This is a genomic window from Pseudoalteromonas rhizosphaerae (assembly GCF_028885455.1).
GTDB lineage: Bacteria > Pseudomonadota > Gammaproteobacteria > Enterobacterales > Alteromonadaceae > Pseudoalteromonas > Pseudoalteromonas rhizosphaerae.
On record NZ_CP118496.1, the window covers coordinates 1,582,101 to 1,605,864 of the forward strand.

22 protein-coding genes are annotated in these 23,764 nt (G+C 39.6%); 13 read left to right on the plus strand and 9 right to left on the minus strand.

The annotated features are described in order from the left end of the window. Positions 1-25 precede the first annotated feature (25 nt). Positions 26-772, plus strand: a complete 747-nt coding sequence (locus PVK79_RS06695) for a SapC family protein (protein WP_257325545.1) — start codon at positions 26-28, stop codon at positions 770-772. Next, positions 765-1,487, plus strand: coding sequence for a DUF6445 family protein (locus PVK79_RS06700; protein WP_257325546.1), 723 nt, complete (start codon positions 765-767; stop codon positions 1,485-1,487). The genes PVK79_RS06695 and PVK79_RS06700 overlap by 8 nt, the downstream gene beginning before the upstream one ends. A 165-nt stretch (positions 1,488-1,652) precedes the next feature. Here PVK79_RS06700 and PVK79_RS06705 read toward each other — a convergent pair whose 3' ends face one another. Both PVK79_RS06705 and PVK79_RS06710 read right to left on the minus strand, forming a co-directional pair. Next, complete coding sequence (locus PVK79_RS06705) at positions 1,653-2,282, minus strand: response regulator (RefSeq protein WP_257325547.1); 630 nt, start codon at positions 2,280-2,282, stop codon at positions 1,653-1,655. After that, a complete protein-coding gene (locus PVK79_RS06710; RefSeq protein ID WP_257325548.1) occupies positions 2,279-3,442 on the minus strand; it encodes a sensor histidine kinase in 1,164 nt (387 codons plus the stop codon). The genes PVK79_RS06705 and PVK79_RS06710 overlap by 4 nt, the downstream gene beginning before the upstream one ends. Positions 3,443-3,709: 267 nt before the next feature. On the opposite strand from PVK79_RS06710, the gene PVK79_RS06715 reads away from it, so the two are divergent. The 3 genes from PVK79_RS06715 (at position 3,710) to PVK79_RS06725 (ending at position 6,382) form a co-directional block, all read left to right on the plus strand. Next, the gene (locus PVK79_RS06715) at positions 3,710-4,123 is read left to right on the plus strand and encodes a DUF2141 domain-containing protein (protein WP_145240580.1); all 414 of its coding nucleotides are present in this window, start codon (positions 3,710-3,712) and stop codon (positions 4,121-4,123) included. Between the two features lie 10 nt (positions 4,124-4,133). Next, positions 4,134-5,630 (plus strand): carotenoid oxygenase family protein, encoded by a 1,497-nt coding sequence (locus PVK79_RS06720; protein WP_257325549.1) that lies wholly within the window; start codon positions 4,134-4,136, stop codon positions 5,628-5,630. Between the two features lie 224 nt (positions 5,631-5,854). Next, on the plus strand, positions 5,855-6,382 hold the full coding sequence (locus PVK79_RS06725) for a hypothetical protein (RefSeq protein WP_182758052.1): 528 nt from the start codon (positions 5,855-5,857) through the stop codon (positions 6,380-6,382). Between the two features lie 33 nt (positions 6,383-6,415). Here the strand turns inward: PVK79_RS06725 and PVK79_RS06730 are convergent, their stop codons facing one another. Beyond that, positions 6,416-6,943 carry a CIA30 family protein gene (locus PVK79_RS06730; RefSeq protein WP_257325550.1) on the minus strand — a complete coding sequence of 176 codons (528 nt, stop codon included), beginning with the start codon at positions 6,941-6,943 and terminating at the stop codon, positions 6,416-6,418. A gap of 202 nt (positions 6,944-7,145) precedes the next feature. Here PVK79_RS06730 and PVK79_RS06735 point away from each other — a divergent pair, with 202 nt between their 5' ends. Further along, on the plus strand, positions 7,146-10,403 hold the full coding sequence (locus PVK79_RS06735; RefSeq protein WP_425607878.1) for a S41 family peptidase: 3,258 nt from the start codon (positions 7,146-7,148) through the stop codon (positions 10,401-10,403). 132 nt (positions 10,404-10,535) lie between these two features. Here the strand turns inward: PVK79_RS06735 and PVK79_RS06740 are convergent, their stop codons facing one another. Next, positions 10,536-11,186 carry an NAD-dependent epimerase/dehydratase family protein gene (locus PVK79_RS06740; RefSeq protein ID WP_257325552.1) on the minus strand — a complete coding sequence of 217 codons (651 nt, stop codon included), beginning with the start codon at positions 11,184-11,186 and terminating at the stop codon, positions 10,536-10,538. 252 nt (positions 11,187-11,438) lie between these two features. Between PVK79_RS06740 and PVK79_RS06745 the strand changes: the two genes are divergently transcribed. The 6 genes from PVK79_RS06745 (at position 11,439) to PVK79_RS06770 (ending at position 16,707) form a co-directional block, all read left to right on the plus strand. Further along, positions 11,439-12,155 carry an enoyl-CoA hydratase/isomerase family protein gene (locus tag PVK79_RS06745; protein ID WP_257325553.1) on the plus strand — a complete coding sequence of 239 codons (717 nt, stop codon included), beginning with the start codon at positions 11,439-11,441 and terminating at the stop codon, positions 12,153-12,155. A gap of 67 nt (positions 12,156-12,222) precedes the next feature. Further along, positions 12,223-13,212 carry an RDD family protein gene (locus PVK79_RS06750; protein WP_257325554.1) on the plus strand — a complete coding sequence of 330 codons (990 nt, stop codon included), beginning with the start codon at positions 12,223-12,225 and terminating at the stop codon, positions 13,210-13,212. A gap of 158 nt (positions 13,213-13,370) precedes the next feature. Further along, the gene (locus PVK79_RS06755) at positions 13,371-13,607 is read left to right on the plus strand and encodes a DUF6429 family protein (protein ID WP_257325555.1); all 237 of its coding nucleotides are present in this window, start codon (positions 13,371-13,373) and stop codon (positions 13,605-13,607) included. 93 nt (positions 13,608-13,700) lie between these two features. After that, positions 13,701-13,952: a type II toxin-antitoxin system Phd/YefM family antitoxin gene (locus PVK79_RS06760; protein WP_016707918.1), complete on the plus strand. Its 252-nt coding sequence runs from the start codon at positions 13,701-13,703 to the stop codon at positions 13,950-13,952. Next, on the plus strand, positions 13,942-14,229 hold the full coding sequence (locus PVK79_RS06765; protein WP_257325556.1) for a type II toxin-antitoxin system RelE family toxin: 288 nt from the start codon (positions 13,942-13,944) through the stop codon (positions 14,227-14,229). Before PVK79_RS06760 ends, PVK79_RS06765 begins: the two co-directional genes overlap by 11 nt. 117 nt (positions 14,230-14,346) lie before the next feature. Continuing rightward, complete coding sequence (locus PVK79_RS06770; RefSeq protein WP_257325557.1) at positions 14,347-16,707, plus strand: P-loop NTPase fold protein; 2,361 nt, start codon at positions 14,347-14,349, stop codon at positions 16,705-16,707. A gap of 148 nt (positions 16,708-16,855) precedes the next feature. Here the strand turns inward: PVK79_RS06770 and lnt are convergent, their stop codons facing one another. The 5 genes from lnt to miaB are packed head-to-tail and all read right to left on the minus strand — an operon-like array spanning position 16,856 to position 22,326. Continuing rightward, entirely contained in the window at positions 16,856-18,421 is a 1,566-nt protein-coding gene (gene lnt, locus PVK79_RS06775; RefSeq protein WP_257325558.1) for an apolipoprotein N-acyltransferase, read from the minus strand. After that, positions 18,402-19,283 carry a CNNM family magnesium/cobalt transport protein CorC gene (corC, locus tag PVK79_RS06780; RefSeq protein ID WP_149980717.1) on the minus strand — a complete coding sequence of 294 codons (882 nt, stop codon included), beginning with the start codon at positions 19,281-19,283 and terminating at the stop codon, positions 18,402-18,404. Before corC ends, lnt begins: the two co-directional genes overlap by 20 nt. 22 nt (positions 19,284-19,305) lie before the next feature. After that, positions 19,306-19,764, minus strand: coding sequence for an rRNA maturation RNase YbeY (gene ybeY / locus PVK79_RS06785; RefSeq protein ID WP_145240621.1), 459 nt, complete (start codon positions 19,762-19,764; stop codon positions 19,306-19,308). A gap of 4 nt (positions 19,765-19,768) precedes the next feature. Continuing rightward, positions 19,769-20,830, minus strand: a complete 1,062-nt coding sequence (locus PVK79_RS06790) for a PhoH family protein (RefSeq protein WP_145240623.1) — start codon at positions 20,828-20,830, stop codon at positions 19,769-19,771. 50 nt (positions 20,831-20,880) lie between these two features. Further along, positions 20,881-22,326: a tRNA (N6-isopentenyl adenosine(37)-C2)-methylthiotransferase MiaB gene (gene miaB, locus PVK79_RS06795; RefSeq protein ID WP_257325559.1), complete on the minus strand. Its 1,446-nt coding sequence runs from the start codon at positions 22,324-22,326 to the stop codon at positions 20,881-20,883. A 253-nt stretch (positions 22,327-22,579) separates the two neighbouring features. Between miaB and PVK79_RS06800 the strand changes: the two genes are divergently transcribed. Then, on the plus strand, positions 22,580-23,749 hold the full coding sequence (locus tag PVK79_RS06800) for an FAD-dependent oxidoreductase (protein ID WP_182735560.1): 1,170 nt from the start codon (positions 22,580-22,582) through the stop codon (positions 23,747-23,749). Positions 23,750-23,764: the final 15 nt, after the last annotated feature.

A 23,764-nucleotide genomic window follows, 5' to 3' on the forward strand; every position in this document is an offset into this window, starting at 1 on the left:
AAATATAAAGAATAAAGAGAACAATATGACTAATTTAGTTGCAATTAATTACAGTGCTCACAAACATTTAAAAATTGATACCGCGAAAACTCAAGAACACAGTGCCACGCAAAATATGCTTCCCGTTGTGGTTGCTGAATTTAGCCAAGTATCTGTGCAACATCCGATCGTACTTGCAAAGAGTGGTGAAACAGGCGAATTTACCTTAACGGCATTATTAGGTTTTGAGCAACATGAAAATTTATTTTCGAAAGACGGTCAATGGCAAGGAGTTTACATACCATTACAGTTACAAAGGCAGCCATTTTTTGTCGGTGATATACAAGCTGAAGAAGCGGGAGATTATGCGGTTTGTATAAACTTAGACAGCCCATCGATAGTTCGCGACTCAGCGCAAAATAACGTCAATGACATCCAGGTATTATTTACTGACAGCGGTGAAGATAGTGATTATTTTGTTAAAATGAAACAATGCTTAGGGTATTTATTGCAAGGCGAAATAGAAAATAAAGCACTGATCGACACATTGTTAGCACTTAATTTAGTGCAGCCTCTTTCCCTTGACGTTACCTTTTGCAATAAGCAAAGTTCACGTTTAAACGGTCTATATACGGTAAGTGAAGAGAAAGTAGCGGCACTAGGTCCTGAACAAATAGGGCGTTTACATAAAGCACAACAGCTTAAACCAATCTACACGATGATCAATTCATTGGGTCAACTGTATCCACTTATTGAACGTAAAAATCAGCAGTTAGTTAGTGTACATGACTAGTGCTACTTTTTTAAACCCGGCAATGAAAGTTACACGCTTAGTTGTTGGTAATGAGCGCATACCTGTTTTAGTGATTGATGATTTAAGTTTAAACTATAATGAACTCATCGCCTGTGCTTGTGAAAACGTTAATCATAGCTCGGCATTTACTGCATCTAATGGAGATTTATACCCAGGGGTTCGCAAACCATCACCGGCTAACTATAGTGAGCAACTTAAAGAGTTACTCCCTATCTTAAAATCGTCGTTCAATTTTATCGATAGCAATGGCATGAAAGTGGTTTTTTCTGCGTTTTCAATTGCCACAACACCGGTAACAAAATTAAGGCCCATTCAAATGTTGCCTCACTTTGATACTCCTAGTGTTAACCAGCTTGCTGCTGTGCATTTTTTATGTGCAAAAGCATATGGTGGAACGTCCTTGTATCGGCATAAAGCATCTGGCTTTGAACGTATAACACAGCAGCGACTCGCACCGTATCGTGCAATGATCAAACAGCAAGCCATTGCTCAAAGGCTCCACGAACGTCCTAGTTATATTTCCAGTGATACAACATTGTTTGAGCAAATAGCCTCACTAGAGGCGAAACCGAATAGGCTTATTGTATATCCAAGTAATGCCTTGCATTCTGGTAATATTAATCCTGATTTAGGACTATCTAGTAATCCATCAACTGGCCGTTTAACCATTAGTAGCTTCCTAGCCTTTGGGTAATAACAAAGGCTAGGAAGCTAAAGTAACCTGAGCGCAGATTTAGTATTTTGATTGAATGGCTGAGTTTGTAGATGTTATATCTAAAGTAGAAATATAAGTTATATCGTTTGTTTATTGGTAATACTGTAAAATAAACATGTACTTAAAAAGCTTGTGTAAGATAATTCATATAATTTTCGCGCTCAATGCTTTAAGTACTGCGCGGGTTCTATCGCGGGTATTGAGCTTTGCCAGTAAGCTTGATACATGATTCTTAACGGTTCCTTCAGCTAAAAAAATGGCTTGAGCTATTTCTTTATTAGATAGTCCAGCTGCGATCAGTTTTAAAATATCAGTTTCGCGTTCACTCAGCGGTTCAATTTCATTATCCCCAAAGGTCGACAGCTGTGCTGCATTTAGCTGATTTAATAACACTGGCTCTGCTAAGGTTTGTCCGTTGTACACACGATGGACTGCATGATGAAGCTTTTCGGTGTCGACATCTTTGAGTAAGAATCCATTAGCTCCTGCTTGCATTGCATCGACAAATAACTGCGGATCATCAAAAGTTGTTAAGATAATTACCTTGCAATCAAAATGCTGTTTGCGAAGTTGGGTTAGTGCTTCGATACCATTGACGCCAGGCATCCTAATATCCATTAATAGTACATCAATGGGATCAGAGGATAGCTGCTCGCATACTTTGATGCCTGAGTCGAGTTGCCAACAGACGGTAAATTCGTCCGCTAAAGAGAGTAAATTGGCGATCCCCTCGCGGATCAGTGCTTGGTCGTCGGCAATGGCTAGTCTGATCATAATGTGTCCTTAAGGGGGAGGGTGACATGTAAGCAAAAACGCTCTGGCGTTTGCTTGATTTCCATACAGCCTTGATATTCACTTACCCGCTCTTTGATTGAGTTTAAACCACAGCCGAAATTCAAATCACTTTGTTGGGATTGCTGATTAATAATATCTAAGGCTAACATTTTGTTGGTCTGTGATAGTCGCACTTCAATGTGTTTAAATTGGCTATGCTTAATCGCATTGGTAATTGCTTCTTGACACACTCTTAATATACATTCGGCTTGCTTATGGGAATGGATCTGCAGCGCATTGTCGATGTTAACAGCAAAATTGTAACCAGGTAACCGATCTGCAATTTCATTGAGTGCTGTTTTTATATCAATATCACCGTCGGTACGAATACTGCGAACCATGTTGCGGATCTCACTCAGTAATGCTTTTGCTAAGTCGCGTGATTGGATCAATGTAGCATGAGAAGAGTCATCATTTGAGTTGGCTGTTTGCTGTGCGGCAAACTCTAAATTTAAAATTAATGCGGTAAGTTGATGGCCACAAATATCATGCAGGTCACGACTGATCTCAAGGCGCTCACCATGACGAATACTATCGGTTAGTAAACTTCGTGTAGAAGCAAGGTGTGCATTCATCAGTGTTAATGCTTTATTTGTTGCAGCTTCTTTGACGGCAACTTTACTGGCGGCAAACGAAAAAATCTCAAAAGCCAAGTAGACACTACTTAGTGTTAATTCATGCCACAGAGAAATAGCATTTTCTTTACTAAAAAAGAGCACCAGCACAAGTGAGCTATGAGCAGCAACCATCGGGACTAAAGCGTATCTCGAGCTAAAAATGAAAGGCAGTTGCCCTGCTATAATCACCAATAAAATATAAATTAATGGGGTGTGTAATATCCAGCCTAATATTAAAGTTGCCAGTATTTGTAAAAATATAAAACAGCTTAAACTGCGAGGATTTTGGTTTACACCATTTGTCAGTGTAATCACTAAAAAGCTTAGTATATACAGCATATAAGCGAGAAAACTGCTTAATAGCGATGTGGCTTGACTAGTTACTAAAGTAAGCGCCATAACTGTGGCGCAGCCTAGTAAGCCCGCTAATGTTAGTTGCCAGTTAATAGGTTTTTTTAGTGTCAATAAAGAGGGCGACTGCATTTCGCTTCCAGCAAAAAAACAAAGTGCTTTAGTTTACGTTAGCTTGTCTTTAAATAGCAATAAAACCGCAATGACTCATTAATTTAAATCAATAAAACAGTATGCGGGTTTTTAAACGCGATGTTAATAAATTTGCTTAATACTAAGACATAAACAAACTAATTTCAAAAAACATGACTTTTGGCACCTGTATTATATGTGGGACTTTTCTACAGTAGCTACATCAGCTTAGCAATAGGTGTTAAGCCACATTAGAAAGAGCTTGTTATGTTTAAAAAATTAGTTTTTACCAGTGCATTTGCAATCAGTAGCTTAGCTGCACAAGCTGCCGAATTAACGGTCGATATTGCGGGGATCACACAGCTTGAAGGTGATATATATGTGGTGCTTTATGACTCAGTCTCTGCTATGGAGTCAAATAAAGCCACGCTAGCATATAAAGGGGCCGTGACTAAGTTACAGACTACAGTAACATTTAGCGATTTAAGCGCCGGTGATTACGCCATTTTGGCTTACCAAGATTTAGATAATAATCAAAAGCTCAATCGTAATATGATTGGTATTCCTAATGAGCCATATGGTTTTAGTAATAATCCTCGTTTAATGGGGCCGCCAAGTTTTGACAAATTACGCTTTGCTGTCGGTGATGTTGATCACACTATTCAAATTTCGATTGATTAAGGATATTGCTATGTTACGTCGTGAATTTTTAAAAAAATCAACATACTTAAGCACATGCGCAATCATCGCTAGCCAATGCCCTGCGGTATTTGGAGCAAATGCAAAGCCACAGCCAAGTCATTCTTCTGATATACAGTCTTCTTTTTTAGGTTGGCAAGGGGTAACGGATAATATTGATCCACATTTTGAACCTTGGCAAGGTGAGCTACCCGTTCAGTTACAAGGTATAACATTTTTCCGCAATGGCCCGGGTATGCAAGAGCGGGCAGGGCAGCGTTACAGCCATTGGTTTGATGGCGATGGGTTTGTTAATCAATTTAAATTTTCACAGCACGGTGTCACTCATCAAGGAAAATTTACACAAACACAGAAGTTTGTCGAAGAGAGTAAAGCAGGAAGGTTTTTATATAATGGTGCAGGCTCAATAATTACTAATGCAAAACCGGCAAAAAATACCCAAGTATTCAATACTGCAAATACGGCATTGTTACCAATGGCCGGTGAGCTTTGGGCTATGTGGGAAGCGGGTACGCCGTATCGCCTTGATCAAGAAACACTCGCAACCAAAGGACAGGTTGATTTTGGGTCTGAATTAAATGGGGTTCCTTTTTCAGCTCATCCTCATGCTGATACCGATGGTACGATTTGGAACTTTGGTGATATTTCTTTTACAGGTAAACCTTGCATTGTAGTGTATCAACTGACGGCGCAAGGAGGCATAAAACGCTATAAACTTTTACCACTGCCACATCATAGTTATATTCATGATTTTGCAGTGACAGAGCAGTATTTAATATTTTATTTGCCACCCATGTTACAGCAACTGGGAGAAACTTATATAGAACGATTTAAATGGCAAAAACAATTAGGCAGTCGGGTATTAGTGGTTGATAAGCATAGTTTGCAAGTAGTTAACCAGATGGAGCTTGAAGCTGGATTTGTTTTTCATTTTGGAAATAGTTGGCAACAAAATAATGAACTAGTTGTTAACTTATGTCTGTATCCAGATGCAACTGTAATGACTGATGTAATGGCTAATATAGACAATCACCAAAATCGTATTGCGCATGAACCAGCTAAAGCAGCGCAGCTTAGGCTTAATCTTGTTACTAACAAGGTATCGATTAACTGGGCTGAACCATATATGGAATTTTTGCAATTTGATAAGCGTTTCGCTGCTAAGTCATCGGCTTTGCAGTATGGCGTAGGAATAAGCAAAAATAATCCACATAAAGAGTTTAATGCAATCACAAGATTGAACACGCAATCAGGCCAAAGTCAAAGTTATAGTTTTGGTGATACAGCCCATGTTGAAGAGCCTTTATTTGTAGCCAAAACAAATAGTAATAGAGAAGGGCAAGGTTATATCATTAATACGTGGTTGGATTATGGATCGGCTAAAAGTGGTGTTGCTGTTTTTGATGCGGAGAAAATAGGTCAAGGGCCGTTGGCTTCAATGCAATTACCCTATCATTTACCGCTGGGTTTTCATGGAGCAATAGTATAGCAAAAGCTAATTTACAGTTTGCAAAGCAAGTGTGTTTAATTGTTGCTTGGAATCTAACGGTAAAACTCCTTTGCCAGTGAGTTTAATACCGGCGCTTAGGTGCTTAACCATTAGTAGCTTCCTAGCCTTTGGGTAATAACCAAGGGTAATGTTTTTGCAAAAGAAAGCTAAAGTCTTATTATTTTGTGCCGATATTATTACCAGGATAATTTTAAGGATGAAATATGAAGATCTTACCTGTTATTACTATTCCTGAAGCTCATGGGTTTCAAAGTAAATACGAAAAACGACTTGAAGAACAAGCAGCGCAAACAGAACAGCCTGAATATATTTTGTCTGAGTTTTTAGATGCTAAAGCGCAAGAGTATAGCGAAGATGATGTGAATTTTGCTGAACAGTATAACAATTTACAAAAAGTGTATGAAGATTTCGCTCAAAAGATCATCGTGCTACAAGAACAAATTAATAAATTAAAACAAGATCCAATTCAGCGAAATCTCAAGCTTGAAAGCCACAATAGCAACTTTATACAGCTGGAAAAAAATACCGAAGCGCAAAATTTAAAAATAGATCCTGAGCATACTGGTGCGAAAAAATACCGAGATTCTCAACAGCAAGAGCAAATTGATATATTAGTTCAGCAACTTAATGAGCTAAAGTCCAACCACGCAGAAATAAAGAAACAGATGATAGAAATGGTTATCACAGAGCTTAAAAAGCGAGATAACGAAGAATATGATTTTAAAAAATAATTTTAATATTTCCAATATAGCCCTTAATTTACGCTATTTATGCTCAAATTTAATATGCGCTAATTCAAGTTTAAAATTACCTTGCTGCTTTTTGGCGATCATAAGGCCCAATTGTTGTACATCTTTGAACGTTAACTCTGGTTGCTGCTCTAAGGTTTTACCACGGTAAGTGAGACTAAAGTCAGTTGGTGAGAATGTAACGACTTGCCATTGATCTTTTATCGTTTCAAATGAGGTTGTATACGCTGGTCCGTCTAGGTACTGACTCGTTCTTAAGCGAAGTTGATACGTTTTACCATCTCCTTTGAACCGTAAAGATATGAGATTGGCGTTTTCTTTATTAGTGTTTATTGTTGTGCGTATTGAAGCAAAGCCTCCATTATTTTCAAGAGAAACGTTGCCTGTAAAAATTAAGCTATTGTCCTTCTCATAAGCTTGGCTGGTCGATAAACCGCCCATTACTGAGTCATTAATGATGTACCAACTTTGCGCGGCGTTAAGCAAACCTGAAGGTAACAACAAACTAACTGCTACAGCGGATGCAATATGGGTTATTTTCACGTGTATTCCTTAAAACTTTAACGATAGGCTATTTAATACGTGTGGTTGAGAGAATTGTTCAATCATTTTTAAGTTCATGGCAAATATATAAATGTTTAGTCTATTATTGTGGTGATTATTTACACTCTGTTACAGTTATTCGCCGAACAAAGCTGCAATCCATTTTTATGTTGTTATGATGATATAAAATAACAACATAAGGATGGTTAAGTTGAAATTACGTACTTTTTTAACCGCAATAGCGATTGCGGTTGCGGTTGCGCCTACATTCTCACCCATGGCCGCGGCTTATGATACTCAAGATACGCGATTATTGCGTTTCCCTGATATTCATAAAGAGTCGGTTACTTTTGTTTATGCCGGTGATATTTATATAGCAAATATCAAAACGGGTAAAAGCACGCGCTTAACAGATCACATTGGTTTTGAAACATTCCCTAAGTTTTCTCCAGATGGGAAAAGAATCGCTTTTTCAGCACAGTACAATGGTAGCCGCCAAATATATGTAATGAATCGCGATGGCAGTGATCTAAAGCAGCTGACTTACTATAACGATGTTGGTGTGATGCCGCCTCGTGGTGGCTATGATTATCGTGTCCTTGATTGGACGCCTGATGGTAAACATATAGTGTTTCGAGCAAACCGTACACCTTATGGTAAGCGTGTGGGACGTCCTTACATGGTCCCTGCCGATGGTGGCTTAGAGCAGCCATTGGCCATACCTGAAACGGGTGGCGGCATGTTATCGCCTGATGGTAAGCAATACGTATATACACCAATTGATCGCGAGTTTCGTACCTGGAAGCGCACGCGAGGGGGCCGCGCACAAGATGTATGGATCTATGATTTAGAGCACAACAAGTCTACGCAGTTAACTACCGATAGAGCCACTGATCAGCAGCCTACTTGGGTGCATGACAATATTTATTATGTGTCAGACAGAGCATACACCTTAAACTTATATAAGCATCAAGACGGCAAAGCACCAGTGAAAGTGACCAATCACACGGATTTTGATGTGCTTTGGCCATCGGCAGGCCCAGATGCCATAGTGTATGAGAATGGTGGTTATTTATACCGTTTTGACGATGCAACGCAGCGTGAAGAAAAGCTGACTATTAACGTACAGGGAAATCGTGAATATACCATGCCTTATAGCAAAAATGTGGCTGGTTTTATTGATTCGATGGATGTATCCCATGATGGTAAGCGCGTGGTTTTTAGTGCCCGTGGAGAGCTGTTTTCAGTACCCGTTAAAAATGGCCCAACACGCAATTTAAGCTATACGCCTAAAGGGCGTGAAATTGCCGCTTCGTGGTCACCAAATGGCCGATATATTGCGTATATGAGTGATGAAAGTGGTGAGTACGAAATTTATATCCAAGACCGAGCTAATAACAACAAGGTTAAACAACTGACAACTAATGGCACTATTTGGCGTTTTGACCCTGTTTGGTCTCCGGACAATAAAAAGCTATTGTTTGCAGATCTAAATCACACCTTATGGTGGCTTGATATAAAAACCGGCAAGCAGCATAAAATTGATACCGCCAAGTATGAAGAAGACGGCTTAACTACGTATATTTGGTCACCTAATAGTGAAGATGTTGTATTTGTTAAAAATAACGAAAATCGTTATGCCTCATTATGGCATTATAATTTAAAAGATAAACAAGTTACACGTCTGACCGACGATATGAGCAGTGAACGAAATCCGGCGTTTTCTCCTGATGGTCAGCAATTGTATTTTACTTCAGAGCGCGACTTTAACTTAACTTTTAGTAGTTATGAATTTGACTACATGTTTAATAATGCCACGCGAATTTATGCTGTTGCTGTCAATAGCAAAATCAAACCGCTGAATACGCCACTGACTGATGAAATAAGTATTGTTGACTCGAAAGCGGATAAAGACGATGACAAGTCAGCTAAACCGTTAAGCACTTATATTGAAAGTGATGGTTTTATGGATCGCGTTGTCGCTCTAAATGCTCTGGCCGGAAATTACAGTGCTTTAACTGCTGTAAAAGATGGCGTATTAACACTCTCTGCGGGTGAGCTAAAATTAATACCTATTGCCGTCGATGGCGAAATTGCCACCGTAGCGAAGGGGGTTAATAGCTATAAAATATCAGCGAATGCGCAGCATATCATTGCTCGCTCAGGTGATAATTACAGTGTAATTAAGCCAGCCGCTGAGCAAGATTTAAAAGCCACCCAGTTAGACTTGCAAAATATGATACTAAAAATTGACCCGCAAATAGAGTGGGCGCAAATGTATCGTGAAGGCTGGCGGACATTACGTGATTGGTTCTACGATGAAAATCACCACGGCCAAGATTGGGATGCTATTTTAAAACGCTACCAACCAATGGCTGATGCAATCGCACATCGCGCCGACCTTGACTATGTGCTAAGCGAAATTGCCGGCGAGATTAACTCCGGGCATATTTATGTCAACTCTGGCGATATGCCAACTGCAACACGTTTACAGCATGGTTTATTAGGCGTAGAAATTAGCGCGCATAAATCCGGTTTTGTAAAAATCGAAAATATCTTTAAAGGCGAAAACTGGCACGAGAACTTCCGCTCACCACTCAACGAGCCGGGCGTTAACGCAAGCGTTGGTGACTATATTGTTGAGGTAAATGGTCGTTCAGTAAAAGATGTGGTTAACTTTTATGAATTACTTGAAAACACCCAAGGTAAATCGGTTGAGTTATTGCTTAGTAAATCCCCGAGCCTGAAAAAAAGTTGGAAGGTAACAGTTAAACCAATCGCAAGTGAAACCGGCTTACGTTATTTACAATGGACGCATAGCCGTGCTGAATATGTAAATAAACTATCCGACGGTCGTATTGGTTATGTACATTTGCCAAACACACATTACGAAGGTAATCGTTCGTTATTTAAAAACTTTTTACCGCAAACTAGCAAAGAAGCAATGATCATAGATGATCGCTACAATGGCGGTGGTTTTATCCCAGAGCATATGATCACTTGGCTGGCACGTAAACCGCTTAACTACTGGAAGCGTCGTGGCGTTGAGCCAACTAAAACACCACAGTTTGCCCATGATGGACCAAAAGCCATGCTGATCAACGGCTACTCCAGTTCAGGTGGTGACGCACTACCGTATTACTTCCGCCAAGCAGGTTTAGGTAAACTAATTGGCACTCGCACTTGGGGTGGGTTAATAGGTATCTCTGGTAACCCAGGGCTTGTGGATGGTGGTTCAGTTATTGCTGCCACCTTTAGAATACTCGACAATGACGGTAACTGGATCATCGAAAATGAAGGCGTAAGCCCAGATATCGAAGTGATTGACCGTCCAGAGCTTATTCAAGCTGGGCAAGATCCGTCGATTGAGCGTGCCGTAAAAGAGCTGTTAAAAGAGCTTAAGGCAAACCCGAAAAAACCCTTGATTGTGCCGCCAGCTCCAACAGAGTTTGGTAAGTAGTAAGGTTAATAGGTATTAAAAACTGAGCCAGCATTTGCTGGCTTTTTTATAGCTTTTTGCGCTGAAGTTCGTATTTAAATTTGTCGGTCGCCATTTATGGTGAAAAGGAACGTATAAGATACGTACTGAATTTTAACTGTTAAATAGTTCATCTAATCTAAAATATTCAACACCATCACCTGATTGTTTACTGATATTACACATTTTTATGGCAACTTGTTTGCCCGTGATAGGGCGATACTTTCTTAAACCAGGCAGCATACATAAAATTGGTAACAATACACTGCCAAGCTTTTCACCAATACGAAATTCGTTATTACGCTCGCCAAGTAATAACGATGGCTGAATAATACTAATGCGTTTAAATGGCAGTTCTTTGACAGTATTTTCAAGTTCACCTTTCATTTGTAAATATGCGTTACCACTATTGGCATTTGCACCACTGGAGGATACTAGCAAGTAATGGTGTACTTCGTGTTTTGCAGCAAGTTCAGCGACTTTTAACTGATAATAAAAATCAACCTTACGCTGAGCGGCTATAGAGCCAGCTGCTTTTTTTGTCGTGCCTAAACATGAAAATAATATATCCGCTTTAAAAAGCGCAGCGTGTTGAGCTAAATGGTTAAAGTCCACTACATGATTAACGACTTTGTCACTGTTATAACTAATAGGGCGACGCGTTAGGGTGATAACTTTACTGATATGAGTTGCCACAATTAATTCTTCAACTAAGTGACTGCCCACTAAGCCAGTTGCACCGACAACAATAGCTACATTACTCATACATTCTCCTTTGATAGCCCTAGCAAATAGCCAAAGTATGTTGTAACCATTGTTATGGATCGTTACTTGTATAACAACCTTTTAGATTATTCATAACAAAGAACACAAGATTAATAGTAATACTTATTTTTTAAACAGTTATTCTAGTTATTTAAGCGCTAAGCATGGCATTATATATTTAACTTATTTATCACGTTGTAAAAAAATAATACAAAGTGCGCACCGTGACTCTCTACAATGAAAGGCCTCCTGATGACAATGATGACGTTAGCCACCCACAATACAGTTGCGGTGTTAACCTTAACAAACGGCGAAAACCGCCAAAATCCACATTTTGCACATCAACTAAAACAAGCGTTAGCAGAGGTTGTTGAAAACCAAAACCACAAAGCGCTAGTCATCACCTCAAATGATGATAAGTGTTGGAGTTTAGGCATTGATACTGATTGGTTGTTACCTGCTATGCAAGCAAAAAAGGCCGATGAAATACGTGGTTTTATGTACGACATGGACGATGTATTTAAAACCTTACTGCTTTTTCCTATGCCAGTGATCGCTGCCATTAATGGTCATGCTTTTGGTAACGGTGCAATTTTAGCGTGCGCGTGTGACTTTAGATTTATGCGCGGCGATCGCGGCTTTTTTTGCTTCCCTGAAGTGGATTTATCAATCCCATTTTTACCTGGCATGATCGCCTTTGTGAAAAAAGCGATCCCTTACTATCGCTTTAACGAAATGAAACTGACAGGGCGTCGCGTTTCTGGATCAGAGCTTGCAATTGATCACATTATAGAAAAAGCCTCAACAGACCAAGATAGCCTATTAGCGGACGCAATGGCGTTTGCCGCTACATTTGATAAAAAGCGCGCCATTTTTGCTGAGCACAAAAAACGTTTACACAAAGAAATAATTCGTGTGATAAATGAAGAAAATAAACCATTTATAGATAATCTAGCCTTGATGGTTTGAGCTATAAGCTGCTCTCAATAACAATCTAAATAAAGATGCTTATTTAATTTTAAGGATAAAGGCGTAAATGAAAGCGAAACAGATAGAACAATTAGCATTAACAGCTGCTGAAACTAAGGAAGTTATTACGCCCTATGCATTTAAAATAGATCAAGCGTTATTGGGACTACCACTTGCTTCACCGACTCGCCGCGCGCTCGCGATGGTAATCGATGTAGCGCTAATTTTTCTCGCGGCTAAGATCAGTGCTGCTGTAATCGCATTTGTAGCTGCAATGGCTTTTTATAAAGGCACAGCGCAAAAATACTTACCAACAATGTCGACTGTTTGGCGAAGAGTATTAAAAATAACAGCTACTAGTATATTATTTATAAGTTCACTCTCAGTGCTTGCAATCGCAATCGATTTTTTTGAGGAGGATACCGCGATTCAAGGGATAAGAATTAAGCGTGAAACACCATTAAATGCAGAGGAAAAACAACAGATAAATACTTATTTAATGCAAACAGCACCAAGTCAAAATTGCGATCAGGCTTGTCAAAGCAATGCGCTTGCTAATTTAGTTACTCAAGTGCCACAATTGGCTGAAATAGATGAATTTGATAACGATCAGGTTGCCCGATTATTATTGAAAGTAATGGTTGAAGCTGATGAGCAGACTGCTGCACCTGAAGACGCACCTGTTAAAGCTGCACCTGTGAATAGTATTTTACAGTGGGGCAAAGGAATCATTCAAGATTTAGGTCTTGGCTTTGGTTGGGCTGCTGTATATTTTACATTATTTTCGCTGCTTTGGCGTGGCCAAACACCGGGTAAAAAAGTATGCAATATCCGTGTTGTCGCACTTAGTGGCGAAGATTTAAGTTTATGGGATGCGTTTGGCCGATACGGTGGCTACGGCGCAGGGTTTGCAACTGGGTTACTAGGTTTTTTACAAGTTTATTGGGATCCGAACCGCCAAGCCATTCAAGATAAAATCTCAGCAACTGTGGTTATTAAAGGTAGCTTAAATCAGCCTGTTACTACGCAAACGATAGAAGACGCGATTAAGGAATAAGTTAAAAACCACTTTAGTGAGTATTTTAGTTCTGCTTTGATTAAAGCATGGTCTATGACGATAAGTTGTAGGTCGCCATTTATGGCGAAAGAGCGCTTTGATTGAAAAATATAGAGTTATCTATAAGCTTAATAAAACTATCAAATTAGGAGCTGATTATGAGTACTGAAACTCAAATCGATGAAGATAAAATAGATGAAGCCGCATTAGCGCTGATGTATTTAACCTTGCACGACCATTGCCGTGTATGGAAACAAATTGATTGGGACGTAACCAATCGGCTGCATGAAAAAGGCCTAATAGGCGACCCGGTAGGTAAAGCCAAATCAGTCATCCTTACGGATGATGGCTTAAAACACGCAGAACGATTGTTTGAAAAGTTATTTACTAAATAGTGTGTATAGGAAATAAAAGGCTACAAAAATCGCTAGCTATAAAACTAAAAAAGGTCTAAAGTTAGCTCATATTTATGGTCTTTTTGGTGAGTTATGAGACAAATATTAGCAGACTGTTCAGCAAGTATTTCAGAATTAAAGAAAAATCCGACAGCGTTATTAAATGAAGCTGATGGTTCAGCGATAGCTATTTTAAATCACAATAAACCAGCAGCTTATTTAGTACCTGCGCAAACGTATGAGTTCCTAATGGAACTGATCGACGATATTGAATTAGCAAAAATTGTCGAAAGTCGCAGAGCAGACTTATCAGAGGCTGTTGAAGTTAATATTGATGACTTATAAGCTCAAATTTTTACCCGCAGCGCAAAAAGAGTGGAACAAGCTTGCTCCTCCTATAAAAAGTCAGTTTAAAAAGAAACTCATAGAGCGTCTAGAAAATCCTCATGTACCAGCATCGAAACTGAGGGGTTTTGATAGTGTATATAAAATAAAATTGCGCACAGCAGGCTACAGGCTTGCCTATGAAGTGATTGATGATGAAGTTGTAGTATATGTACTCGCTATCGGCAAACGAGATAAAGATGCAGTGTATAAAAAGTTGTCATCGCGCATTAAATAACATGTATTGTTATAAGGTTATGTGTTTTAGTCTAAGTAAGCTTTTCAAGCTAATGAATAAAATATGAGCTTAAAAAAGTCATCAGAAACTATCAAGAAATACTAATTTGGATCACGGATGAAGTTTATAAATTTTTCTCGTTATATGTCATTAGCAGTTTACAGTGTTGTTACTTATCTTCTTTTTTCATTTCTTACGACTCTAACCACCTTTGAAAAGCTATGGAATTGGTGGTCCCAGCATCTACTCAAAGTATTTGATGCTCACAATGGCAATGATAATTTTTTGTTTTCAGGTTATTCAATTTTACTTTTTATAACAGGGGTTATGATAACTAAAATTGCTAGTGATTTTTCAATTTATCATGAAAAAAGGCCTTGGCAGTTTAATTATCGCTATCCATCTCTAATGCTCTCAGTCATATTTGTAATTGTATTTTGGACAATACTCAATTTTGATGGTGGGCGGCAAAATCCTTTTGACTTTCTCCTAGCAAATTTATGGCTTTTAATTGGTTTTTCTTTTTTGCCACTACTCCACACATTAAAAAATATCATTATAAGCCGTAATGTTAATACACCTATCAATGAACACGATTGGCACAGCTCAACTAAACATGTAGCTACTGAAATTGAAAAAGCCCTTTCAAGTACTAACTCTGATAATAACAGCATACGAATAGCCGTTCTTGGCAAGTTTGGTGTAGGGAAAACAACAGCTATAAATTTAGCAGTAGATAAACTAAAAAATAAAAAAGGGCTACCAAAATTTATTCATTGCAATATTGACCTATGGGGTGTTGAGACAGAATCTATTATCCAATATGTATTAGATGAAGTATTAATAGCCTTGGGTACAGAAGTCGATATGTGTAAATTCCGTTCTTTGCCTTCACATTACATTTCAGCTATGAATGCTGGTAACACACCTTTTAAAATATTTGCTGCGTTTGTACATAAACCAACTTCCCCAGATGCACTTTTAAAAAACTTAAGTGATGTAATTAGTGCAGCAAACTTGAGATTATTAATAACAATACAAGATCTCGACCGTAATCAAAAGGCGGTAGACAGCCTTCACGCTCTTGCAGGTCTCCTTGATAGGTTAGAGAAGTTAAAAGGTATTGATTATATTTTTGCAGGCGAAAATACAACTGATTTTTCAGCTACTCTTTTACGAATTTGCCCAATACGTTTTGATTTCTCTGTGCCAAATTTATTCAGTGAGATTAATCAGTTAGAAATTAAATTATTAGATAGTGACACAAAGGAATATTATAAAAAAGTACTAGTTAGAGATGATTTACCGCAGTGCCAAACCCTGATAGATAAATTATTACCTTCGTTTAGAGCATTTAATACCTTTGAAATACAGGTTAAAGCTGTTTGGAAGTATTTAAACGGGGAGGTTTTATTGTATGATTTAATGTTACTTGAAGCATTAAAAGGTAATTATCCTTATATTTATGATGTATTGATAAAATTATTTCATGATACAAGTTTTAAGAGTCAGCTTTTTGTTGATTTTTTTGAAAGCAACTTTTTAGAGAGTTCTGATTTTGAAAAACATATCGTAGAAGAAAGCTTACGGTATTTCGGCTTTATCAGCAGCAGAGTATTTTCATCTGATAAAGAACGCTCAGGTCAAAGTATAGAAATATCTAAAGATCTATTATCTGAACATGTTTTATCTTTCAATACATATCCGCATATTTTGAATTCTATAATTGAGGGAAGGCTTACGAACGAGAGATTTAGGCAAAGGGATGTTTTTAATAATCTAAACAAAATCGTTTTAGGTGATGAAAGTGCAATTATAGAGCTATGTAATGCAGTAAAAAACCAAGAAACGTCTAAATTTTGGCTTGATGCTATAAAGCTCTATGGTTGGAGCATGTTTTATAATGAAATTAGATCTCAAAAGACTGTAAAGTCGTTATTTAAAAATGCAGTAAATTTAAACAACTCAAGGGCATCATTAGAACTAATGGTAGGATTTTCCCCTAGGGATTATTCAATAAAGGAAGATAGCATATTGATGGCTTATCTTTTTTCAGATGAAATAATTGAAGACATGTTTAATGAGCGTCATGCCTTTACTTATGGAACTTTATTTGCGCTTTTACATATTTATAGCAAATTTAGTTCATTTGGCCGTTTCGGAAGTTCAACAGTCAAATATAAAACTCCAATGAACTGTTTTGTTATGCGTTTGGTAAATTCTGAAGACCCACTCAGCGTAGCTATTTTATTAAATTTATTTACAGTAGATACTGCTGAGGTGTTAGATCTGATTTTAAATCTTAGTAATGAAACACTTAATGTAACGAAAATATTATTTGAAAACACGGACTTTAATGATGTTAGTGCGTGTTTAAATAAATTGGCGGAGAGAAAGCCTACTATGAGTACAGAAGGTTTTGATGGGATAAAAAAAGATGCATTAAAAGTAGTTGAACGAGCTATAAGCATGAAGTAATAGCCTTTTGAATCGTAGCTAAAATACTTATACACTTTTAATAATCATGGGTAGTATAAATGACCTGCTCAAAATAAATCTATTCTTAAATTGTTGGGTTTCGTTGCACTCAACCCAACCTACGAATAAACTCGTTACCGCTTACCGCTTACCGCTTACGACTTATAGCAATCCCCATAACTCCCATCAACACCACTACAATCCACACTGGCAAATTACCATATTGGCTATAAATGCTATCGCCTTGAATGAGCTTGATATTAACTTTAAGGGTGTCAGCTTCAAACTGAGGCATGCTGACTTGGATTTGGCTGATTGGGTCGTATACGCCGCTGATGCCATTGTTGGTCACACGAATAAGCGGGCGTTGTAATTCAAGGGCACGCATACGGGCTATTTGCATGTGCTGGTGGGGACCGTGGGAGGCACCAAACCAGGCATCATTACTTACAGTAAATAAAATATCCGAATCATTGTGGTAATTACCACGCACTAAATCAGCAAAAGCGATTTCGTAGCAAATGGCCGGTAATATATTTAAGCCATTAGCACGTAAGTTATTTTGAACTTGGTCGCCGCGAGTGAACGATGACATGGGTAGGTCAAATAATGGCGCGATTGGGCGCAATATATCTTCGAATGGCACAAACTCACCAATGGGTAGTAATTGATGTTTTTGATAACGATTTTTACCTAAGTATTGATAATGACCGTGCTCGTCGCTGTGCTCTTTATTGCCAAGTACAATAAGGGTGTTAAAAATAGTTTTGGTGTCGAGTTGGTAATCAACAATACCGGTGATAAGTGCGGTGTTGTTAAATGACGCTGCGCTATCGAGGCCGGCCAAAAAGCTGTCGGCGAGGGCTTCAATTTCAGGAATAGCTGCCTCGGGCCAGACGATCAAGTCTGCATCCCAGTGGGGGCGAGTCATGTCTTGATATTTACTCATAGTGGTCCAAAACTCACTAGGCTCAAAACGCAGGCTTTGTTTGATATTACCTTGCACTAATAAAGCACTAATGGTTGTTTCGCTGTATTGATTGCTGCGGCTAACAACACCCATACCGCTGATAACAGCGATGATAGCTGCGGTTGCTATCGTTAGTTTAAAGTCTTTTGCAATAATAAGCCTATAGAGTGCAAATGCGATGGCTATGCACACTAACGTTAAGCCAAATTCACCGATCAGCGGCGCTAAAAAGTTAAGTGGGCTATCGGTTTGAGTATAACCAAAGCTTAGCCAAGGGAAGCCGGTGAGTACCACACCGCGTAAGTATTCGGTGACAGCAAAGCCTGAGAGTAATAATAAACCGTAGCTACTAGGGCCGCTGGCAAAGCGTGTGGCAAACATAAAGGCTAAAGCCGGGTAGATAGCTAAATAAGCACATAACAGCACCATCAGTAACACTGAGGCTACCAGTGGCATACCGCCGAAGGTGGCAATGGAGACATGCACCCAACTGATACCTGCGCCAAACCAACCGAGGCCAAATATAAAACCATATTTGGCGGCGCGTTTACTGGCTAGTTTGCCATATTGCTGCCCAGAATTATGTGTGTGGGTACTGTATATCGCTAATGCTAAACAGGCGAACGTGAGGGGCCAAATCTCAAAAGGGGCATAACACAAGGTTAAAAAGAGGCCCGCAACCAGTGCGAGCCATGCTTTTTTATCTTTTGCTAAATGCAGGCAGTTAGTCAGAAGTGTCTTCACTGTCGTTATCATCAGCCTTTGGCACTGTAACCTGTAATTGCAATAATCGACGATTATCGGCATTGGTTACTTTAAATTGTAAGCCATCTATATCAATTATTTCACCACGGCCAGGCATATGCCCAAAGGCGTGTAAAACAGTACCACCGATGGTATCAGCGTCTTGCGTGCTGTAGCCAGTTTTAAAATATTCGTTAAAATCATCAACAGGAGTAAGTGCTTGAACAACAAACACATGCTTTGCAAGTTGACGAATATCTAGTTGCTCTTCTTCGTCGTGTTCATCTTCAATTTCACCGACGATGAGCTCAAGAATATCTTCTATGGTTACTAAGCCAGATACACCGCCGTATTCATCAATTACTAACGCCATATGGTAACGCTGTTGGCGAAACTCATTAAGTAGCGTATCAACACGCTTACTTTCAGGCACAACAACGGCTGGGCGTAAATAATCACGTAATGATGGCAGTAGATCATCTTTATTGAGGATCAGTGGTAATAGATCTTTTGCTAGTAAAATGCCTTCAATGTGGTCTTTATCTTCACACACCACTGGAAAACGTGAATGCGTTGAATCGACCATCATTGGAATGAGTTCTTCTAGTGGCGCTTCCACTTCGAGCGTGATCATTTGTGAGCGCGGGATCATAATATCTCGCACTTTTAACTCTGACACACCGAGCACACCTTCGATCATCTCTTTGGTTTCAGGATCAATGACATCCCGAACTTGCGCATCGGCAATTACTTCAGCCAGCTCTTCTCTATTCTGGGGTTCCCCTTGCAACATTTGGGTAATTCTACCCAACCAGGTCTTGCCAGAAGAACCCTGGCTAGTCTGCGAGTTATCGTCGCTCATTGCGTCTACTTGCTCCGTAAATTTAAATATCGTCCCGATATGGGTCTGCTATGCCTAATTCGGCAAGCAATTGCTTTTCAATGCTTTCCATTTCTGTCGCATCTTCATCCTTTATATGGTCAAATCCAAGTAAATGCAAGCATCCGTGGATCACCATATGGGCAAAGTGGTCATGAAATGACTTTTCTTGCTCTATTGATTCAGCTAACACTATGGCTGGGCAAATAACTAAATCACCCACCAAAGGTAGCTCTATACCTGCTGGCGCTTCAAATTCAAACGACAACACATTGGTTGGTTTATCTTTACCACGGTAGTCATTATTGAGTTGTTGGCTTTGCTCTTCATCAGCAATAACAATACTCAGCTCTGATTCATCACGGTATTGACTAAGCACTTTATTAGCCCACAGCGCAAACTGCTCAAGACTAGGCAAGTTATCAAACTCGCAGGCTATTTGTAAATCAAGTTCAGTGTTCACGGCATCACTCTTTAGTCGAAGGTTGCGCTTGCTCTTGGTTTGCGAGCAAGTCTTTAGCACGTTGTTTTTCCGCGCGTTTGAGTCGTTCTGCTTCATCGTTACGTTCGTAGGCTTCAACAATACGTGCCACGACAGGGTGGCGTACCACGTCCTGTGATTGGAAGAAGTTAAAGCTTATTTCGTCTACATCGCTAAGTACTTCAATGGCGTGACGAAGCCCTGAGCGCGCACCACGGGGTAAATCTACTTGGGTAATGTCGCCAGTGATCACTGCTTTTGAATTAAAACCAATTCGGGTTAAGAACATTTTCATTTGTTCAACCGTGGTATTTTGGCTTTCATCTAAAATAATAAAGGCATCGTTAAGTGTGCGACCACGCATAAAGGCAAGTGGAGCGACTTCAATGACATTTTGTTCCATCAGCTTTTCGACTTTTTCAAAGCCGAGCATTTCAAATAAGGCATCGTACAATGGGCGCAGGTATGGGTCGATTTTCTGACTTAAATCACCTGGTAAAAAACCCAGTTTTTCACCGGCTTCAACAGCAGGGCGGGTCAATAAAATACGCCGTATTTCTTGACGCTCTAAAGCATCAACTGCTGCGGCGACAGCTAGGTAGGTTTTACCTGTGCCAGCAGGCCCTATACCAAAGGTGATATCGTGACGAAATATATTCGATACATAATGACCTTGATTGTCGTTACGTGGTTTTATTACGCCACGACGAGTTTTGATCATCACCTCTTTGCCATATTCGTTTAGCTCATCTTGCTCTAATGCATTTGACTCACTAATGGCTAAATGTACGGTATTTGCTTCAATTTCAGTAATAACACCGCGTACTGGCTGAGTTTCGACATATAAGTCTTTGAGGATTTCCATCGCTGCAAACGCGCTGGTGGTTTTACCGGTGATTTTAAAATAGTTATCGCGATGAGTAATTTCAACACCTAAGCGGCGTTCAATGTGTTTGATGTTTTCGTCAAACGGGCCACATAAAGATGAAAGACGTTTGTTGTCGGAGGGTTCTAAATAAATCTCTAATTTTTTTAATTGATTACTCAAAATTGCTTCCTGTTTTGATGTGCCAGCGAGGCTGGCACAGTAAGTTTCGCCTAAGGAACGAAAGTTGCAACACCTAATTCATCAGGGGTGGCTTGCGGCTCTGGTTGTGCTGCTTTACTTAAAATATCAGCAGGAGCAACCGCACGGCGTAAGTTCATTTGGGATTCTGTACGAATTAAGTCACCGCGTAAAGAGTTTGGCAGTGCCTCAGTTATACGTACATCAACAAACTGACCGATCACTGTGTGTGGGCCAATAAAGTTTACTACGCGGTTGTTTTCAGTACGGCCACGTAGCTCCATCGGATTTTTCTTGGATGGACCTTCAACTAGGATGCGTTGTTCAGTATCAAACATTTGACGACTGATCTGTTGCGCCATTTGAGTAATACGGTTTTGTAGTAGGTATAAACGCTCTTTCTTTTCTTGCTCGCTGACATCATCAGGCAAATCAGCCGCTGGCGTACCCGGGCGTGCGCTGTAGATAAAGCTAAAGCTCATATCGAAACCAATATCATTGATAAGGTTCATCGTCGCTTCAAAGTCAGCGGCGCTTTCACCTGGGAAACCAATAATAAAATCTGACGACATACTTAAATTAGGGCGAATTTTACGTAATTTACGAATCGTTGATTTGTACTCAATAGCAGTGTGACCACGTTTCATTAAATTAAGAATACGATCCGAACCGCTTTGTACTGGTAAATGTAAGTGATCGACTAATTCAGGTACGTCGGCATAAGCGTCAATGATGTCTGGTGTAAACTCTACCGGGTGCGACGTGGTGTAGCGAATACGGTCAATCCCGTCGATAGCTGCAACATAACGAATTAAATCTGAGAAGTAACAAATTTCACCATCGTGAGTTTCGCCGCGATAAGCATTTACGTTTTGACCTAGTAGGTTTACTTCACGAACATTTTGCTCTGCAAGTTGAGCAATTTCTAATAATACATCATCAAGCGGGCGGCTGACTTCTTCACCGCGCGTGTAAGGTACTACGCAGAAGGTACAGTATTTAGAGCACCCTTCCATAATAGATACAAATGCAGAAGGACCGCCTGCTTTTGGCTCTGGTAAACGGTCAAACTTTTCAATCTCTGGGAATGAAATATCAACCACAGAGCTGCCTTTGTTACCTTGCACTTGTTTGATCATTTCAGGTAAACGGTGCAATGTTTGAGGGCCAAAAATAACGTCAACAAATGGTGCGCGTTGGCGAATTGAATCGCCTTCTTGTGACGCAACACAGCCACCAACACCGATGATCAGATCGGGTTTGTCATCTTTGAGTAATTTCCAACGGCCTAGTTGATGGAATACTTTTTCCTGCGCTTTTTCGCGAATTGAACAGGTATTGAGTAGGATAACATCTGCATCCCCAGCTTCATCAGTTAACTGGTAGCCGTTGGTTGCATCGAGAAGATCAGCCATTTTCTGAGAGTCGTATTCATTCATCTGACAACCCCAGGTTTTAATATGCAGCTTTTTACTCATTGAAATATAGCCTCGTTTTCAATTCGGTAGTGGCACGGTTGTGCGCTAAACAGGATAAGCGGCACTTTCGCTTACTTAAAGGACGCGTATTTTAGCTGGATACCCGTCTAGATCCAAGTATAGTTTTTATGTTTGTGAATTGAAGTCAAACAAAGTGCGTTTTATGGTTGATTAAGATGAAACTCACTCGCACTTGTAAACAGAAGTACGATACAATCAAGCGCACTGAAAATAACCAAATTAGTGACTAAAAATGATGAAAAACAAGGTTATTGTTGTTGGCGGCGGCATGGTTGGTGCAGCTACAGCAGTTAAACTCGCTAAACAAGGATGCCAAGTAACAGTGATTGAGCAGCAGATAATTGATGCTGATGCTGTATTGGCAAGTGAAAAAGTTGATATTCGTGTATCTGCTATCAATCGTTTTTCAGAAAACTTATTAGATGACTTAGGCGCTATGCCTATTTTACGAGTGCATCGACATGCCCCATATCAACAGCTCGAAGCGTTTGAACGAACGGGCGATAACCTTTTGTTTGATTGTCACGATATTAATACCACTCATTTAGGCCACTTAATTGAAAATAATTTAATTCAAGCGAGTATCTGGCAACAGTTTGCACAGCACAATATCGAAGTGATTGAAACACCTCAATCATTGTCCGCAATTGAGCAAAGCGAACAGCAAGTGACATTGCATTATGGTGAGCAGCAATATACAGCTGATTTAGTTGTTGCTGCAGATGGTGGGCAATCGTTATTACGTCAACAGGCAGGTATTGGTGTTACGGGTTGGCAATATGGTCAGCATTGTATGGGAGTATTAATAAAACTAGACGCTGCGCAACAAGTAAAAACATGGCAGCAGTTTAAGCCCACAGGTCCGGTAGCTTTTTTACCTATGCAGGCGCCATACGCCAATTTAATTTGTTACCACGATGCAAAGCAGTTAAAGCAATGGCAGCAACTCTCAGCAAGCGAATTAAAACAGCAACTGCTTGCACATTTCCCGCCCTTAGCTGGGGACTTTGATATCATAGAGCATGCTGTTTTTCCGTTAGCCCGCCAACATGCCAACAGCTATTCAGATGGCCGTATCGTGTTGGTTGGTGATGCAGCGCATACGATTAATCCGCTCGCTGGGCAAGGGGTTAACTTAGGTTTTCAAGATGTCGTAGCGCTTGCTGATATATTAAAAAATGCAGACGATATAGGTGCTGCACAATATCTTAAACAATATGAGCAAACTAGACGCAAAGCAAATTTGTTAATGATGAGTATGATGGACGCTTGTTATTTTGGTTTTTCTAATCAACTAACTCCATTGCAGTGGGCACGCAGTCAGTTTTTGAAAATGGCAAATAAAACCGGACCGGTAAAGCATTGGGTATTAAAATATGCGATTAGCGGTGAAATCAGTTAAGAATTCTCATTTTAT